This is a genomic window from Xanthomonas prunicola (genome assembly GCF_025266575.1).
In the GTDB taxonomy this organism is placed as follows: Bacteria; Pseudomonadota; Gammaproteobacteria; order Xanthomonadales; family Xanthomonadaceae; genus Xanthomonas; species Xanthomonas prunicola.
Genome location: NZ_CP096142.1, coordinates 5,140,766 through 5,158,122, shown reverse-complemented (window position 1 = coordinate 5,158,122; position 17,357 = coordinate 5,140,766). Strand labels below are relative to the sequence as shown.

The following is a 17,357-nucleotide window of genomic DNA, read 5'->3' as shown; positions in this document are numbered from 1 at the left end:
GCGCTGGCCGGGGGGTGTGGGCGAACGGGTCGGGGACGAAGCGTTCGGCGGTCAGGTCGGGACGGCCCAGATAGCCGCGCGCCAGCGCCGCGCCGGCCAGATACAGCTCGCCGCGCGCGCCGATCGGCAGCGGTTGCGCGTGGCGATCCAGCACATGCGCCCGGGTATCGGCGAGCGGACGGCCGATACCGGTCGGCGTGTCGGCGGCGATGGCCTGGGTGGTGGCCACCACGATGGCTTCGGTCGGGCCGTAGGTGTCCAGCAGCGGCGTGCGGGTGCCCTGCAGCCAGCGTTGCCGCATGGCTGGCGTGAGCGCTTCACCACCGACGATGACCAGGCGCACGCAGGCGGGGATCTGCAGCGACTGCGCGCAGAGCTGTGCCCAGAAGCGGGTCGGCAGATCGACGACCGTGATGCCGGCCTGCGCGCAGTGTTGCCAGAACCTGTCGGTATCGAGCCAGGTATCGTCGCGCAGCACCAGGGTGGCGCCGCTGCACAGGGCGCCGAAGATTTCCTCGACCGAGGCATCGAAGGCCAGCGTGGCGAATTGCAGCACGCGGTCCTGCGCACTCAGCCCATAGGTGTCGATCAAGGCCTGCAGGCGCGTGGCCAGGCCCCGGTGCGAGACCATCACCCCTTGGGCCGGCCGCTGGAGCCGGAGGTGTAGATCACATAGGCCAGGCGCTCGTCCTGCAGCCCCTGCACGAACGGGGTGTCCGCCGGTGCCGCGGACCACGCAGCGGCGTCGGCATCGATGCGTAGCAGCACCGCGTCGAGGGGGTCGGGCAGGCGGGCCAGGCACGCCGCGTCGGCGATCAGCACGCGCGGGGCGCTGTCGGCGAGCATGCACTGCAGACGCTCGCGCGGATAGGCCGGGTCCAGCGGCACGTAGGCGCCGCCGGCCTTGAGCACCGCCAGGATCGCGACGATGGCGTCCACGCTACGTTCCATGCACAGCGCCACGCGCACGTCTGCTGCCACCCCGAGCGCGATCAGATGGTGGGCCAGGCGGTTGGCGCGCAGGTTCAGCTCGGCGTAGCTGAGGTGGTGCATTCCGTCCTGCACGGCGAGCGCATCGGGCCGCTGGACGGCCTGTCGTTCCAGCAGGCGGTGCACGGGCATCGCGTCGACGACGCCAGCGGTGTCGTTGCACTCGCGCAACTGCGCATGGTCCGCCGCGCTCAGCAACGGCAGGCGCGCGACCGGTGCGTGCGCGTCGGCCACCATCGCCCGCAGCGTGGCGATGAACAGGGCGACATGGCGTTCGATGCTGCCGCGCTCGAACAGCGCCGTGGCGTAGCCAATGCTGCCGACCAGCACAGCGTCGTGCTCGGCCATGGCGATTTCCAGGTCGAACTGCACGGTCTGCATCGGCAGCGCCACTGGCCGCAGGGTCAGGCCGGGCAGTGCCAGGTGGCCTTCCGGTGCGTTCTGCCAGGCGAACATGACCTGGAACAGCGGGCTATGCGCGGTACTGCGCACCGGCTTGAGCGCCTCGACGATCTGTTCGAACGGCAGGTGCTGGTGCGCCTGCGCCGCGAGCGTGCTCGCGCGCACCTGGCTCAGCAAACGGGCGGTATCCGGTGCCTGGCGCAGGTCGATCTGCAAGGCAAGCGAATTGACGAACAGGCCGATCACCGGCTCCAGTTCGGCGCGATCGCGTCCAGCGATCGGGGTGCCGATCACCACCTGGTCCTGACCGGACAACCGCGACAACAGCACCGCCCAGCCGGCGAGCAGGGTCATGAACAACGTGGTGCCGTGGCGCTGGCTCAAGCCGCGCAGCGCAGCGGTGAGATCGGCATCCACGGCGATGGCGACCGTGTCGCCACGGTAGTCCTGCAGCGCAGGACGGGGGCGGTCGGTCGGCAGTTCCAGCAGCGGCGGGGCATCGTGCAGCTGCTCAATCCAGAACTCGCGCTGGCGTTGCAGGATCTCGCCGCTGATCCAGCGGCGTTGCCACATGGCGATGTCGGCGTACTGCAGCGGCAGCGGCGGCAAGGGATCGGACTGGCCGTGGGCGAAGGCGGTGTACAGGGTGCTCAGTTCGCGGACCAGCAGACCCATCGACCAACCATCGCAGATCAGATGGTGCAGGGTGACGAGCAGGACATGGTCGTCCTCGCCCAGGCGCAGCAGTCGCCCGCGTGCCAGGGTGTCGTGGGCCAGATCGAAGGGGGTCTGGGTTTCCCGTTCGGCATGGTGTTGCGCCTGGCGTTCGGGATCGGCTGCGGTACTGAGATCGTGTTCGTCAAGCCGGAAGCCGACGCTGTCATCATCGATGAGCTGCACCGGTTCGCCCTGGTGCAGGGCGATGCGGGTGCGCAAGGTGGCATGGCGGGCGACAAGGCGATCCAGTGCATGGCGCAGGGCCTGGCGATCCAGCCGGCCGTGCAGGCGCAGCCCGTTGGTCATCAGGTAGGCGAGATCGGCGCGGGGATCGAGCTGGGCCAGGAACCACAGCCGTTGCTGGGCGAAGGACAGCGGTAGCGGAGCGGTGTGCGGGACCGGGACGATCGGTCGCAGCGTGTGCGGCGTGGCATGGGCGAGTACGGTCGCCAGCGCCGCCAGCCGAGGATGGGCGAAGACGTCGGTCAGCGCCGGCGCCACCCCAAGCCGTTCGCGCAGGCGCGAGATCAATCGGACCGCCAGCAGCGAGTGGCCGCCGAGGGCGAAGAAGTCGTCGTGGCGGCCGACCTGCTCGACGCCGAGCAGCTCGCTCCACAGCGCCGCCAGGACCTGTTCGAGCTCGCCGAGCGGGGCGACATAGGCGTGCAGATCGAGTGCCTGAGCATCGGGCGCCGGCAAGGCGGCGCGATCGAGCTTGCCGTTGGGGGTCAGCGGAAGGGCGTCCAAACGCACATAAGCGGCCGGCAGCATATGGTCGGGCAGACGCGCGGCAAGGTCGGCGCGCAGTGTGGCCGGGTCCACCGACGACATGTCGCCAACGAGGTAGGCGACCAGGCGCTTGTCGCCGGTGTCGTTGCACGCCACGACAACCGCCTCGCGCACACCGTCGCAGCCGCGTAAGGCCGCCTCGATCTCGCCCGGCTCGATGCGGAAGCCACGCAGCTTGATCTGATCGTCGTTGCGGCCGAGGAAATCCAGGCCGCCATCGGCCAGCCAGCGCGCCAGATCTCCGGTTCTGTACATGCGCTCGCCGGCTTGTTCGGCGAACGGATCGGGCACGAAGCGTTCGGCGGTCAGGCCGGGCCGGTGCAGATAGCCCTGCGCGAGCTGCGCACCGGCGATGTGCAGCTCACCGGCCACGCCGATCGGAAGCGGATGGCCATAGCGGTCGAGCACATAGGCACGGCTGCCCGGCAACGGCCGGCCGAGCGGAATCCGCGCCGCGGCCGCGGCCACTGTCGCGACAGGGTGAACCACACTGAAGGTGGTGGTCTCGGTCGGGCCATAGCAATGCAGTAGCCGTTGCGGCGCGGCCTGGGCCAGCAGCGCGGCGACGCTGCCGGCATCGACACTGTCGCCGCCGGTGAGCAGGCAGCGCAGCGTCGGCAGGAGATCGCGCAGGGCATGCCAGTAGCCGGGCAACAGCCCGGCGGTCAGATGCAGGATGCTGACCTCGGTGGCGCTCAGGTGCTGCGCCAGTGCGGTCGGGTCGAGCAGGGTCTGCTGGTCGACGATGACGATGGCCGCGCCGTGCAGCAGCGTGGCCCACACTTCGAAGGTGCTGGCATCGAAGGCGGGATTGGCGAGGAAGGCAACGCGGTCCTGCGGCTGCAACGGCGCATGTTGCTGGTTGAGCGCGAAGGCCAGCACGGCCGCATGCGACACCGCCACGCCTTTCGGAGTGCCGGTGGAGCCGGAGGTGTAGACGACATAGGCGATGCTGCTGGGCACGACGCCGACCTGCGGCGCACTGGTTTCCGTAGCGAGCGTCGCAAACTCCAGTTCCAGGCGGGGAACGGCCGGGACATCGAGCGGGCAATCCGGCAGACACAGCAGTGCGGCGGCGGCGCAATCGTGCAGCAGTACGCGCAGGCGCGCTTCCGGCTGCGCCTGGTCCAGGACGACATACGCAGCGCCGCACATCAGCACCGCCAGTTCGGCCACGATCAACAGCGCCGAGCGCGGCAACAGCAACGCTACGGGCTGGCCCGGTTGTACGCCGTTGCGCCGAAGTCTTTCGGCAAGGCCGGCAGCGCGGCTCCACAGTTCGCAATAGCTAAGCGTGCGCGTGCCGTCGATTATCGCTGTCGCGTCTGGACTGCGCCGGACATGAGCGTGCAGGGCTTCCACGAGCGTCGTGAGGGCGGGCGGGACAACCGTCGTGGCGTTGAAGCCATACAGCACCTGATCGCGTTGCGCCTCTGGTATCCAGGGAAGTTGCTCTACGAGGGCGCCGTCGTTTTCGGTGATGGCCTGCAGCAGGTGCAGGAACTGCGCAGCATATGCTTGGATGGTGGCGTGATCGAACAGGGATGTTGGATATCTGATGAAGCCATCCAGCCCAGCCTCGGACTCCTTCATCGTCAATATCAGGTCGAACGCGCACCTGTCAGACCTATCGGGCAACGATTCCAGTCGCAGGCCGTGGGTGTGCTGCGACGGGCTGCCGCGAAAGCCATCCAGACTGAACAATGTCTGGAACACGGGCGTATGGCTCAGGTTGCGACTCGGTTGCAGTGCTTCGACGACGCGCTCGAACGGCAGCTCCTGGTGATCCTGCGCGTTCAGAACCACATTGCGCACATGCGCCAGCCACTGCGCCACCGTGGGTGCGCCGGACACCTTGAGACGCAGCGCCAGCGTGTTGATGAAGCAACCGATCAGCCCTTCCAGATCCGGATGCGTCCGTCCGGCGACCGGCGTGCCGATCACGACGTCATCGGTCGCGCCGATCCGTGCCAGCAGCAGGGCCCAGCTGGCAAGCACGGTGACGAACAGCGAGCAACCATGGCGGCGTGCCAGCGCATTCAACCGTTGCCCCAGTTCCGGCGGCAGCAGCAGTTCGACCGCCGCGCCGCGATAGTCCTGGACGGCTGGGCGAGCGCGGTCGGTCGGCAACGGAAGTAGCGGCGGGGCGCCGGCCAGTTGCTCTGTCCAAAAATTCAGTTGCGCAGCAAGAGTGTCGCCTCGCAACTGCTCGCTCTGCCAGATCGCATAGTCCGCGTACTGGATCGGTAATGGCGGCAGCGGATCGGGCAGGCGCCGGGCGCAGGCCGCGTACAAGGCTTCCATCTCGCGCAAGAGAATCCCGATCGACCAGCCATCGCAGGCGATGTGATGAAAGGTCAGCAGCAGCACGTGTTCCTGCGCCCCAAGGCGCAGCAGGCGTCCTCGCACCGGAGCGCCGAGCTCGAAGTCGAAGGCAAGCGCGGCCTCCTGCTGTGCGAGGCGTGCGATCGCAGCCGTATCGCAAGCGCTCGCATCCTCATGCACAAGCGGAAAGCCCGTTGCCGTATGGATGCGCTGGCGGAGCTGGCCGTTCACTTCGACCAGACTGGTGCGCAGTATTTCGTGCCGCGCCACGATGCGATCCAGCGCAGCTTGCAAAGCGTCGATGTCCAGCTCGCCGATCAAGCGTACGCCGTTGGCGATGTGATAGGTGATGGACGCTTGCGGATCCAGCCTGGCGAGCAGCCACATGCGTTTTTGCACGAATGAGGCAGGAAGGGTCTTTGCAGACTTATCCATGATGGGTGTGATCCTCGAGCAGGCGTGACCGGCACCGGAACGTTGGCCTGGCAGTACATGGCGGAAGACGCGGCGCTGGGCGATCGCGTCGGAGCAGGATCATCGACATCGGGCGTTGCACGTACCTGACTCGACCTTGCGGCGTAGAGCGGTTTTTTAGTTCTTCTGGCAAGTGCGCGCTTGACTGGCAGTGACTGCAGATTGTCTTTGGCGGTCGTGTCTGCAGTAAAAGTACAATGGCTGCGTCTTGCCGCCAGACTGGTATTGGCCACCCGATGCACCGATACAGGGTGTTGCGTGCGCATCATGTCGGGTGACGCTGACAGGCAACTCATCGGCGCACATGAGCAAGTACCCCGGAAGGGCCTGGACGACCATGCCCTGCATCGCTGTCGCCCTCATCGTTTGGCGATCCATCCTGGGCTACGCTGGAATCTGAGACGCGCATGAATTTCAATGCGGCTATTGCATCGACGGACGCGCTGCCATCTACGTCGCCGCGCATTCGTGGCGTCGGTACCGCCACGCCTGATAGCCGCTACTCGCAGCCCGATGTGCTGAGGCGTTTCGGCATCGAAGATCAGCGCCGGCGCCTGGTATTTCTGCGCAACGGCATTGACTCCCGCAGCCTGGTCCTGCCACGGCGCGAAGAGACAGCGACGGCACCGAGTGAAACGCAAGCGCAGTTGCTCGACAAGCACCGCGAGATCGGCCTGGAAATCGGCGAACGTGCACTCCTGCGCTGTCTACACTCGATCGGTGCGCAGCTCAATGATGTGCAGTATCTTTGCTGCGTCACCACCACCGGACTGCTCACGCCCGGCTTCAGTTCGTTGTTGATTCAACGCCTGGGATTGCGTCAGGACTGCCTGCGGCTGGATGTGGTCGGGATGGGGTGCAACGCCGGCTTGAATGGCTTCAACGCAGCAGTCAACTGGGCCAATGCCAATGCAGGGAAGCTCGCGATCCTGCTGTGCATCGAGGTGTGCTCGGCGGCTTACGTCGACGATGAGGGCATCGAGACGGCGGTGGTCAACAGTTTGTTCGGCGACGGCGCCGCAGCACTGGCAGTGATCGCCGACAACGCCGATACCCACAACGGGCCACGCGTATGCAAGTTCGCCAGTCAGGTCATTCCCGAGGCGCTGGATGCGATGCGCTTCGTCTGGGATGAGACGCATGGCAAGTTCCATTTCCGTCTGCACAAGGACGTGCCATACGTGGTCGGCGCCAATGCGCCGACCGTGATCGACCGTCTGCTCGAGGGAACCGGTCTGCGCCGCCGCGACATCGCGCACTGGCTGGTGCACTCGGGCGGGCGCAAGGTCATCGACGCGATTTCGGCCAACCTCATGCTCACCAGCCACGATATGCGCCACACCATCGAGGTGCTGCGCGAACACGGCAACATGTCCAGCGGTTCGTTCCTGTTCTCTTATGCACGCCTGCTCGACGAAGGGCACGTTCGTCCCGGCGACTGGGGCGTGATGATGACGATGGGGCCGGGTTCGTCGATCGAGACCGCGCTGCTGTGCTGGTAAACCACGCCTGATTCCCATCTTCGTTCCAGTGGAATTTTCATGAGCGATCCCGCAAATCCTGTGTTGCATCTCGTCCACTTGAAGATCGACGCCGCCAGCGCGCTGAGCGACGACCAGATCCAACGGCTCACCCGCGCCTGCGATGCGGTCGAAGACGCCAGCTCACCAGCGATTCTGATCCTGCACTTGCACGGCACCACCGCACCGTCTGCGGCGGCGTGCTGGCCGGGCGCGGTGAGTCTGGACTTGGTGAGCCGCTGGGAAAAGGCGATGCGCCGCTTCGAACGCCTGCAAGGGCTGTCGCTGGCCTGGATCGAGAACACCTGCTCGGCCGGCATGCTGGATCTGCTGCTGGCGACGGATCAGCGTATCGCCACGCCCACGGCCAGCGTCTGCCTGCACAGCGGCGAAGCCGCATGGCCAGGCATGGCGATGCGGCGCATGAGCACGCGCCTGGGGATGGGCGCGGCGCGTTCGGTGTTCCTGTTCGAAACGCAGCTCTGTAGCGCGCGTATGGCGCAGCTGGGTGTGGTCGATCAGCTCAGCGACGATGCGCAGGGCGCAATCGCCACATGGCTGGCGACGCTGGCCGGCGTCGATGTGCAGGTGTTGCCGAGTCGACGTTTGCTGCTGCTCGAAGGCGCCGCCCATTCCTACGAACAAGCCCTGGGACAGCATCTGGCCGCCTGCGATGTGGAACTGCGACGTCGGCGGCTGCGCGCCCTGCATCCTGCACCTGCCGACGGGGCACAGGATGTTCTTGCGCAGGCGGTTTCCGCATGAATCCGCTGGCCGATGACATGGCGCAGTTGCATGCACTGGCGGACTGGTCCGAGCAGGCGCTTGCCGCTTTGCCGCCGCGTGTGCAGCGCGATGCGCTGCAGGCACAGCGGGCAGCAGCGATCCACGCGCGATGCCGGTCCGCACGGATGGATTTCATGCGCCGTCATGGCGACTGGCTGTACGGGACGCTGACCCAGCACCGGACTCTGGCGCTACGCCTGGACGAGGTCTTGCACGCTGCCGCCAAGCTCGTGCCCGGGCTGTTGCCGAGCCAGGCGCAATGGGCGCAGGACGGCGCGTGCATCCAGTCGGAAAAGGAAGGCTGGGAGATCGAACAGGGCATCGTGTTATGGGGCGTGCTGCGCCAGCCGGAGTGCGGGCACCATCTGATCGAGAGCCTTCTGCGGCCGACTGCGCGCGCGCTCGATCTGCTACCAGAATTCCGCAGTCAGGGCCACTTGCAGATCGGCCCGATCCATCTGCAGCGCCGCGATGGCGTTGCCTGGTTGACCGTCGCCAACCAGACCGGCCTCAACGCCGAGGACAACGCCTTGGTCGAGGCGATGGAAGTGGCGGTGGATCTGGCCTTGTTAGATGACCAGGTCACGGTCGGCGTGGTCCGTGGCGGCCCGATGCAACACCCCAAATACAGCGGGCGACGGGTGTTCTGTTCCGGCATCAACCTGCAGCATCTGCACCAAGGCAAGATTTCCTTCGTCGACTTCCTGCTGCGTCGCGAGTTCACCTATCTCAACAAACTTCGACGCGGCCTGTGCTGGCCGGGCGCCGATGCGCTCGAGCACAGCATCGAAAAACCCTGGGTGGCTGCGGTGGACACCTTCGCCATCGGCGGGGGCCTGCAGTTGTTGCTGGTATTCGACCATGTGGTGGCCGAGCGCGACGCGTATTTCGTCTTGCCTGCCGCCAAGGAGGGCATCGTCCCGGGCTCGGCCAATCTGCGTCTGGGTCTGCGAGCCGGGCAGCGGGTCAGCCGTGACATGATCCTGCGCGGTCGCATCATCCGCGCCGAGGAGCCAGATGCCGCAGGCTTGGTCGACGACGTTGTCGACGCCGGCGACATGGATGCGGCAATCGCCCGGGCGGTCGAGCAGATGCGCAGCGAAGCGGTGGCGCCGAATCGGCGCATGCTGTGCATCGCGCAAGAATCGCACGAGGATTTCCGCCGCTACATGGCCGAATTCGCCCTGGTACAGTCCAGCCGCATCTATGCCGATGACGTGCTTGCGCGCCTGCGCCAGCGGTGGGCGGCATGAGCGCCCACGCCAACGCCGTATCGGCCGATCTGCAGCCGTCAGCGATGGCGATGCTGGACCCGACGCAATTGCATCCCTGTCTGGGTGAGCCGGTCATGGGGGCGATCGATTTTCTCAACGAGGCGATCGACCGCTACCCGGATGCCATTTCGTTCGCGCCGGGTGCACCGGCGCCGACCTTGCTGGAACCGCTGGATCTAAGCGCGCATCTGCACACCTATCTCGCCCACCTGGCACAGACCGAGGGCCTGAGTGCGTTGCAGGTACGCCGCCGTCTGTTCCAGTACGGCCCCAGCCGCGGCATCATCAATGCGCTGCTGGCGCAGGCGTGGCGCCAGGATCAGGGCCTGGACATCGCGCCGTCGAGCATCGTGGTCACGGTGGGTTTTCAGGAAGCGATGTTTCTGGTGCTGCGGGCGTTGTTCGCCGCACCCGGCGATGTCCTGGCGGTAGTGCAGCCGTGTTTCGTCGGCGCAATGGGCGCGGCGCGCGTGCTCGATATCCCGCTGCTGGGCATCGACGAGCACGATGGCCGCGTCGATGTGGAGCAGTTGCATCGCGCCTGTGCCGCGCTGCGCGCGCAGGGCCGCCGCGTGCGTGCGCTGTACGTGGCTCCGGATGCCTCCAATCCCTCCGGGAGTCTGCTCGATCGCCAACAGCGCCAGGCCTTGCTCGATGCGGCCGACGCGCACGACTTCTGGCTGCTTGAAGACAGTACCTACGGTTTCACTGTCCCCCAGGCGCAGAGCCTGCCATCGCTGAAGGCAATGGACCGCACGGGCCGGGTGATCCACATGGGCACCTTCGCCAAGATCGCCTTGCCGGGCATCCGCGTCGGTTTTGTGATCGCCGATCAGTGCGTGGACGGTCGACCGCCACGCCTGCTGGCCGATGCGCTGGCCACGCTGAAGAGCATGCTGACGGTCAATACTTCGCCGGTCTGCCAAGCGATCGCTGCCGGCATGCTGTTGAGCAGCGGTGGCTCGCTCGCGGCCCTGGGCTCGGAGCGAGCGGCCTTCTACCAAGGCAAGCTCGCCCGCCTGCTGGCTGCCTTGCAGCGCGAACTGGGCGATCTGGCTGCCGCACATCCGGGCGTGCGCTGGAATCGTCCAACGGGCGGCTTTTTCGTCTGTCTGCAGCTCGGTGTGCAGGTCGATGCGGACTTGCTGGAATTGTCCGCGCGCGACCATGGCGTGCTGTGGACACCGATGCGCATGTTCTACCTGGACGACGGCGGCCAGCACAGCCTGCGCCTGTCGTGCAGCTATCTCACCGACGCGCAGATCGACGACGGGGTCAAACGCCTGCGCCGCTTCCTGTGCGACCCACGGGTGCTCGGATGAACAACGCGCCGGTGCTGTTCGAACGCGACGGCCATGTCGCCCGCATCACCTTGAACCGCCCGGCGGTGCTCAATGCGCTCGATCTTGCCACCCATGCCGCGCTCGCTGAGATCTGGGACGCCTTCGAGGCCGACGATACGTTGTGGGTCGCCGTGCTCAGCGGCAGCGGGGAGCGCGCGTTCTCGGCCGGTCAGGATTTGAAGGAACTCGCCGCACGGCTGGCTGATGGCGTACCGTCGTCGTCGTTCGGCAGCCAGGGTTCGGCCGGTTGGCCGCGCCTGACCGAGCGGTTCGACCTGTGCAAACCGGTGATCGCCAGGGTCAATGGTCTGGCCCTGGGCGGCGGCTTCGAACTGGCGCTGGCCTGCGACATCATCGTTGCCTGCGATACCGCCGAATTCGCATTGCCCGAAGCGCGGCTTGGCCTGATCCCCGGCGCCGGCGGCGTGTTCCGTCTGACCCGGCAATTGCCGTACCGCAGCGCCATGGGCTATCTGCTCAGCGGCCGACGCATCGGCGCGGCGCGGGCGCTGGCATTGGGCCTGGTCAACGAGGTCGTGCCGGCCGCGCAGCTGGATACGTGCGTGGACGGTTGGCTGGCCGATCTGCTGGCCTGTGCGCCGCTCTCGCTGCGCGCGATCAAACAAGCGGCAGCCATGTCGGCGAGCCTGCCGTTGGCCGATGCCTTTGCGGCCCGCTATCCCTGGGAAGAACGTCGGCGCCACAGCCAGGACAGCCGCGAAGGGCCGCTGGCATTCGTGGAGAAACGTGCGCCGCACTGGTGTGGCCAATGAGCGCGGGGCTGCTGCAGTCGCTTGGCCGCGTGTTGGTTGATGCAAGACGCCCCCTCACGACCACTGGAGCGCGGCCATGCTGATCCAGCGCTATCTGCGCCGTCATGCGCGCATCCTGGCCGGCATGTCGTTGCTGTCGGCAGCCAGCGCCGGCACCTCGATGTTGCTGCTGGATTATCTCAACAGCACCGCCACCGATGCGCTACAGATCGATACGCGCGAGGCGCTGCTCCGTGGTGCGCTGCTGCTGGTTGCCGCACTTGTCGTGCGCCTGTTGTCGGCACGTCTGGCCGCGCGCGTCAGCAGCGGATTAATGGCCGATTTGCGTACGGAGTTGTCGGCGCGCTTTCTGGAGTTGCCGCTGGAACGGCTGATGCACCGCAAGCATGCGGTGTTCGGCGCGCTGATCGGCGATGTCGGACGCCTGGCGCAGATGATCCAGATGGGCCCGGTGCTGTTGACCAACAGCCTGTTGTCGCTGGGCGGGCTGCTGTACCTGGCCTGGGTGTCGCTGCCGCTGTTCGCAGTGGTAGTGCCTTTCATCGGTTTGTCCGGTGCACTGTTCTACGTGACCCGGCGCTTCACCGGCCCCGCCTACGACCGCATGCGCAAGGCCGAGGAAACCCTCAACGGCCTGCTGCGCACGCTGGTGGAGGGCAAGAAGGAACTGACCCTGTCGCCGACCCGTGCCAATCACTTCGCAAGGGCCGAGCTGTGCCCAGCGATCGAGCGCGCCCGCAGTACGCAATTCGACACCAGCATGCACTGGGGCATCAGCGATGCCTGCGCCGAGTTGATCGGTTATGGCTGGGTGCTGGCCGCGATCCTGGCCGGCCGCTATCTGTTCGACCTGCCGTCGGCCACGATCCTGCAATTCGTCATCACCGGGCTGTTTATCAGCGGCCCGCTCAACGCGCTGTTCGATCTCGGTGCCCAGGTCGGCAGTGCATCGGCGAGCGTGCGCCACCTGCGCGAGATGGGACTCGACGATGCGCCATCGGCGCCGTCCTCGGCAGCGGCGGCCACCGACGAGATGCCGGCGTGGACGACGCTGCGCCTGGAACAGGTGATCTATCGCTATGCCGGCGACAACGGCGATCACTTTCAGTTCGGCCCGGTGGACTTCACTCTGCGGCGCGGCGAAACGGTGTTCGTCACCGGCGGCAACGGCAGCGGCAAATCGACCTTGCTGCTGCTGCTCAGCGGTCTGCTGCGCCCCAGCGAAGGACGCATCCTCCTCGACGGCCAGGCGCTGGAAACCAGCCTGACGCTGGCCAGCTACCGGGCGATGTTCAGTGCGGTGTTCTTCGACTTCATGCTGTTTTCGCATGTGATCGGCTCTGACGCTGCGCCTGCCGATCCGGCGCAGGTGCAGGACTGGCTGGAGCGCGTCGACCTTGCCGCGAAGGTCGCGTTCGACCAGGCCGACGGCGTGTTCGCCAGCGTGAATCTGTCGCAGGGGCAGCGCAAACGCCTGGCCTTGGTGCAGGCCTGCCTGGACGATCGCCAGATCATGCTCTTCGACGAATTCACCGCCGATCAGGACCAGGCGTTCCGGGAACGTTTCTACACCGTGCTGTTGCCCGAGTTGCGCGCACGCGGCAAGACGCTGGTGTTGGTGACCCACGATGCGGGTTACCGGCATCTGGCCGACCGCGTGCTGTCGCTGGACTATGGTCACGTGGTCGAACCAGCGCCCGCGCGTAACGCGCCGTTGCCTGCGGATGAGCGCGGGCTGGCGCTGGAAAAACTGCAGGTGCCCGGCATGTCGTCGGGAGCCTGAGCGAGAGAACACGGGCGCGTCGAACCTGCGGCCGGCGCCCGGCGCATCGCCCGATGCGTGCAACACGCCGCGATTCATTCCCACCGGAGACGTACAGATGTCGATCCAAGACGACGAGCAAGACCAGATCTATGTGGTGGTCATCAACCACGAAGAACAATATGCATTGTGGCCGGACTACGCCGACGTACCGAATGGCTGGTCGGTGGTGTTTGGCCCGAACCCAAAGCAGGCCTGCCTGGACTACGTCAACGAACACTGGACCGACATGCGTCCGAAGAGCCTGCGCGACGCGATGGCAGCGGCGGGACATTGAGTGTCGCCTCGTCCTCCCTCCTGACGCTACGTCGTCGGGAGGGCAGGGCGGCTGGGAACCTAAGCAACCCACACGACAAGGACACGCAAACGCGTGTCGAAGCTCAGACGGCAGGCAGATTCAGTTCCTTCATCGCGAACAGACGCTCGCCGTCGATGCCGCGCGCGCGGCAATGGGCAAGGAAGCGATCGGCCTCGCGCAGGCCCAGGTGTTCGCCGGACTGGTTGATCGCCAGGACATGATTCAACCAGGGCTCCTGGCCCATCGCGTACACATAGGCACGGCGCGCCGGCCAGCGTTCGATCAGCGCGATGGCCTCGTCCGCATGCGAGCCGCGGTCGCGCCGGCTGCGATCCAGCTTGGGATCGATGCGTCGAGTCAACAGATGCCCATAGCCCCAGCTCAGCGGCGACCCTTCGCATTCCATGCCCAAAAACAAGGCATCGACAGCACCCAGTTCCGCGGCAATATGCCGGTACAGGCTGGGATCCAGATTGCAGGAATCGGCCAGGCATGCTGCACTGCAGCCCTTGAGGCGCACGTGATAGCCAGCCTTGCCCTGGATATCCAGATCGCTATGCTCGCCAAGGAAGGGCAATGAAGCGATCGGCCTCGCGCAGGCCCAGGTGTTCGCCGGACTGGTTGATCGCCAGGACATGATTCAACCAGGGCTCCTGGCCCATCGCGTACACATAGGCACGGCGCGCCGGCCAGCGTTCGATCAGCGCGATGGCCTCGTCCGCATGCGAGCCGCGGTCGCGCCGGCTGCGATCCAGCTTGGGATCGATGCGTCGAGTCAACAGATGCCCATAGCCCCAGCTCAGCGGCGACCCTTCGCATTCCATGCCCAAAAACAAGGCATCGACAGCACCCAGTTCCGCGGCAATATGCCGGTACAGGCTGGGATCCAGATTGCAGGAATCGGCCAGGCATGCTGCACTGCAGCCCTTGAGGCGCACGTGATAGCCAGCCTTGCCCTGGATATCCAGATCGCTATGCTCGCCAAGGAAGGGCAATGCGGTAATCGCCCCATCGGGCAACGCAAGACGTTCGAACTCGTGCAGCTCGATCACCCGCTCGAATCCGAGCGCCTGCAGCATGAGCTTCAACGAAGGGTCCTGCAGGCGACGGCCGGCACTATGCGGCACCACCACGGTCCCGATGCGGTGGCGTAGCCGCAGCAAGGTTTCCGGTCGGATGTGATCGCTGTGGCCGTGGGTAATCAGCACGTAGTCGATTCGCTCGGGCAGATCGGCCAGGGTGTAGCGGGGCAGATCCGTCGGATAGTCGTAGGCCACGAACGGATCGGTGAGGATGCTGACCTGATCCGATTCGACCAGCAGGCAAGCATGGCCCAAATAGCGGATGCGCACCCCTGCGGCAGGCGGGCGGTGGCGCTGCGGTGGCGGCGCAGCGTCGAACAACGCCGCAAATCCCGCCCGCTGCGACGCGGCGACGCCGAGCCGTTCGGCCACTTCGTCGATCACCACCTGCGCGCGCTCCGCGCGGAACAACGTATCCAGCCGCGCATCGTTCCAGGGTAGGGCGAGTACCGGAGTTTGCGGCGACTCCAGTACCGGCGTACTGCGTTCGTACGGCAGCCAGTCGCGTTCGACCAGGCCGAAGGCGAACTGTTGCAGGTCGCGTCGATAGAAACGGCTGCGATACAGCAGGCCTTCGAGCAAGCGCAGGCCGGGATGATCGTTGAGGTCGTAGACCAGCTCGACCAGGCCGGCCAATTCGCCAGGAATCTGCGCATACAGCGATTCCAGCGACTGTCCGCTCGCCTGCTGGCGCAACAGATCCTCCAGCGCCTGCAACGCGGCCGCCAGTGCCAGTGCATCGCCTTGCGCGACGCGGGTGCGCTCGAGCAACTGCGCGATCTCGGCAGTCTTTGGCGACGGATAATTGATCCACGGGCCGCCCATCAAGGCCGGGTCACGTGCCGCCTGTGCATGCTGTTCGGGCGCGCGCAGGTAGGATTCCAGGATCGGCAGCTGCTGCTTTGCTACTACCAGCGCGGACTGCACCGGAGGGATCAACATGTCCCACAAGATCCAGTGGTTCAGCAGCGGGCGCGCCACCGCATTGACGCGCAGGTAACCTTGTGTATCGGACATGGGGGATGCCTGGGTTAAAGCGATATCGGTTAGAGCGATATCTCTTAGAGCACGATCTCGCAGCGGCCGAACAACAGCTCGGCATGGCGTCCTTTCGCACGCGCACTCGCTTCCAACGCGCGCGCCTCGCGGAACTGCGGCAAGTCTTCGGAGTACAGAATGCTGGTGATGTGCGTGACCCAGGGTTCGGCACCCATGGCGTAGACATACAGCCGTTCGGGCAGGAAGAAGTCCTGCAGTGCGCTGGCCAGCGCGCAGTCGCAGCCGTCCAGGCGGCGCGATTGGTCTTCGCCCCGGGTCAGCATCTTCTGCAGCAGCGGGCCGTACAGCCACGTCGCCGGCGCACCGACGCATTCCATGCCAAGGAACATGCAATCGATCTTCGGGAACAGTGCCTTGAGTTGCGCGTAGCACTCCACCAGCGGCGGACGCGAATCGGCGAACAGCACGCACACCTTGCCGTCCAGCTCGACTGCATGGACCAGCTTGGCGCGGATATCCAGATCGGCATGCTCGCCGTAGAACGGCGCGCCGACAATTCTTCCCTGCGGAAAGCGCAGTTCCTCGTAGTCGGCCAGTTCCACCACATTGGTAAAGCCGCAGTGCTCCAGGCACAGCTTCAACGAAATATCCTGCAAATCACCGCCGCCGGCACGCCCGACCACCACGGTACCGACGCGGTGACGGATGCGTAGCAGTGCTTCCATCACCACATGATCCTGATGCGGATGGGTGATCAGCAGGTAGTCGATCTTGGCGGGCAGATCGTCAAAGGTGAAATGGTCGATGGCGCATTCGCCCGAATAACTGATCAGCGGATCGATCAGGATGCTGACCCCCGCGCCTTCGATCAGCACGCATGCATGGCCGAAGTAACGCACGCGCACGCCTTCAGGTGCGGGGTGTTCGGGCAGCGGTGCATCGGTCAGCAGCGCCAGTGCCTGCGCGCGCGTGGTGCCGGCAGGCGCATGGCGCAGGATCAGATCGAGCAGGGCATCTGCATCGGACATCCCGCCGCACAACTGGTCCCAGAACGGATCGGCAAAAGGCACGCTCAACTCCAGCGAACCGGCCGCCGACGGTAGCTGCGGGGTGCTCAACGCGAACGCGCGTTCCTGTTCGCTGACAGGTTCCAGCACCGCCGTCTGCAGGCCGGTGTCGTAGGCGTCGCTGGCATAGAACTGGCGCTCCATGAAACGCACGCCAGGCTGCTTGCTGACATCGTAGAAGATCTCCAGCTTGGCACGGATCAGCGGATCGATCTTGGTGTACAGACCGGCCAGGCCGGCACCCTTGGCTTCGTTGTGCAGCAGCTCATACAGCGCGGCTATCGCCTCGGCGTAGCGCAGTTGGGGCGCACAACGTTGCAGGGTGTGATCGCGCAGCTTGCGGATATCGGCAACATCGCCGGCATGGTCGATAAAGGGACCGCCACGCATGTCAGGCTCACGCAGGGCTGCGCGGTGCTGTTCCGGATCCTCCAGAAACGACTCCATCATCGCCAGATGCGAATGTTCGGTGTACAGCCCGAAGGTCAGTGGCGAAATGAGATACGGATGCGCGAACCAACCATTGATACGCGGAAGCAGACGGACGTGTTCGGAGAGTCGCAAACGGGGGGATGTCATACGGTAGCAACCGCGCAGAGCATAGCCATGATGCGTCGCAGTCTGTTTTTCAGCTGGCGCTGCTGCTTGCTTCATCGTGGCAGGCACTTGCCGCAGCGCGCCAATGCACCGCGGCTC

At 65.7% G+C, this 17,357-nt stretch carries 10 protein-coding genes and 1 pseudogene; 7 read left to right on the top strand and 4 right to left on the bottom strand.

From position 1 onward, the window contains the following. Window positions 1-127: 127 nt before the first annotated feature. Window positions 128-5,658 (bottom strand): annotated as a pseudogene (locus M0D43_RS21975) (amino acid adenylation domain-containing protein); the annotation flags it as partial. A gap of 446 nt (window positions 5,659-6,104) precedes the next feature. Here M0D43_RS21975 and dpgA point away from each other — a divergent pair. The 7 genes from dpgA to M0D43_RS21940 all read left to right on the top strand — a co-directional run bounded on the left by dpgA (window position 6,105) and on the right by M0D43_RS21940 (window position 13,492). Further along, entirely contained in the window at window positions 6,105-7,199 is a 1,095-nt protein-coding gene (gene dpgA / locus M0D43_RS21970; RefSeq protein ID WP_252163050.1) for a 3,5-dihydroxyphenylacetyl-CoA synthase DpgA, read from the top strand. Window positions 7,200-7,238: 39 nt separating this feature from the next. Beyond that, a complete protein-coding gene (gene dpgB, locus M0D43_RS21965; protein ID WP_252163049.1) occupies window positions 7,239-7,982 on the top strand; it encodes an enoyl-CoA-hydratase DpgB in 744 nt (247 codons plus the stop codon). After that, entirely contained in the window at window positions 7,979-9,256 is a 1,278-nt protein-coding gene (dpgC, locus tag M0D43_RS21960; RefSeq protein ID WP_252163048.1) for a (3,5-dihydroxyphenyl)acetyl-CoA 1,2-dioxygenase DpgC, read from the top strand. The genes dpgB and dpgC overlap by 4 nt, the downstream gene beginning before the upstream one ends. Continuing rightward, a complete protein-coding gene (locus M0D43_RS21955) occupies window positions 9,253-10,599 on the top strand; it encodes an aminotransferase-like domain-containing protein (protein WP_252163047.1) in 1,347 nt (448 codons plus the stop codon). The genes dpgC and M0D43_RS21955 overlap by 4 nt, the downstream gene beginning before the upstream one ends. Continuing rightward, window positions 10,596-11,393 (top strand): enoyl-CoA-hydratase DpgD, encoded by a 798-nt coding sequence (gene dpgD, locus M0D43_RS21950; protein WP_252163046.1) that lies wholly within the window; start codon window positions 10,596-10,598, stop codon window positions 11,391-11,393. Before M0D43_RS21955 ends, dpgD begins: the two co-directional genes overlap by 4 nt. A gap of 76 nt (window positions 11,394-11,469) precedes the next feature. Next, a complete protein-coding gene (locus M0D43_RS21945; protein WP_252163045.1) occupies window positions 11,470-13,176 on the top strand; it encodes a cyclic peptide export ABC transporter in 1,707 nt (568 codons plus the stop codon). Window positions 13,177-13,273: 97 nt separating this feature from the next. Continuing rightward, on the top strand, window positions 13,274-13,492 hold the full coding sequence (locus M0D43_RS21940) for an MbtH family protein (protein ID WP_003468470.1): 219 nt from the start codon (window positions 13,274-13,276) through the stop codon (window positions 13,490-13,492). Between the two features lie 103 nt (window positions 13,493-13,595). Here the strand turns inward: M0D43_RS21940 and M0D43_RS21935 are convergent, their stop codons facing one another. From M0D43_RS21935 to M0D43_RS21925, 3 genes are read right to left on the bottom strand one after another with little or no spacing between them, the layout of a single operon-like run. Continuing rightward, the gene (locus M0D43_RS21935; RefSeq protein ID WP_252163044.1) at window positions 13,596-14,090 is read right to left on the bottom strand and encodes a hypothetical protein; all 495 of its coding nucleotides are present in this window, start codon (window positions 14,088-14,090) and stop codon (window positions 13,596-13,598) included. Continuing rightward, window positions 14,068-15,612, bottom strand: coding sequence for an MBL fold metallo-hydrolase (locus M0D43_RS21930; protein ID WP_252163043.1), 1,545 nt, complete (start codon window positions 15,610-15,612; stop codon window positions 14,068-14,070). The genes M0D43_RS21935 and M0D43_RS21930 overlap by 23 nt, the downstream gene beginning before the upstream one ends. A 44-nt stretch (window positions 15,613-15,656) precedes the next feature. Further along, complete coding sequence (locus M0D43_RS21925) at window positions 15,657-17,240, bottom strand: MBL fold metallo-hydrolase (protein ID WP_252163042.1); 1,584 nt, start codon at window positions 17,238-17,240, stop codon at window positions 15,657-15,659. Window positions 17,241-17,357: the final 117 nt, after the last annotated feature.

Excerpts from the sequence above, each read along its gene's own strand:
- dpgA (WP_252163050.1), top strand. The coding sequence starts at position 6,105 with ATGAATTTCAATGCGGCTATTGCATCGACGGACGCGCTGCCATCTACG.
- dpgB (WP_252163049.1), top strand. The coding sequence starts at position 7,239 with ATGAGCGATCCCGCAAATCCTGTGTTGCATCTCGTCCACTTGAAGATC.
- dpgC (WP_252163048.1), top strand. The coding sequence starts at position 7,979 with ATGAATCCGCTGGCCGATGACATGGCGCAGTTGCATGCACTGGCGGAC.
- M0D43_RS21955 (WP_252163047.1), top strand. The coding sequence starts at position 9,253 with ATGAGCGCCCACGCCAACGCCGTATCGGCCGATCTGCAGCCGTCAGCG.
- dpgD (WP_252163046.1), top strand. The coding sequence starts at position 10,596 with ATGAACAACGCGCCGGTGCTGTTCGAACGCGACGGCCATGTCGCCCGC.
- M0D43_RS21945 (WP_252163045.1), top strand. The coding sequence starts at position 11,470 with ATGCTGATCCAGCGCTATCTGCGCCGTCATGCGCGCATCCTGGCCGGC.
- M0D43_RS21940 (WP_003468470.1), top strand. The coding sequence starts at position 13,274 with ATGTCGATCCAAGACGACGAGCAAGACCAGATCTATGTGGTGGTCATC.
- M0D43_RS21930 (WP_252163043.1), bottom strand. The coding sequence starts at position 15,612 with ATGTCCGATACACAAGGTTACCTGCGCGTCAATGCGGTGGCGCGCCCG.
- M0D43_RS21925 (WP_252163042.1), bottom strand. The coding sequence starts at position 17,240 with ATGACATCCCCCCGTTTGCGACTCTCCGAACACGTCCGTCTGCTTCCG.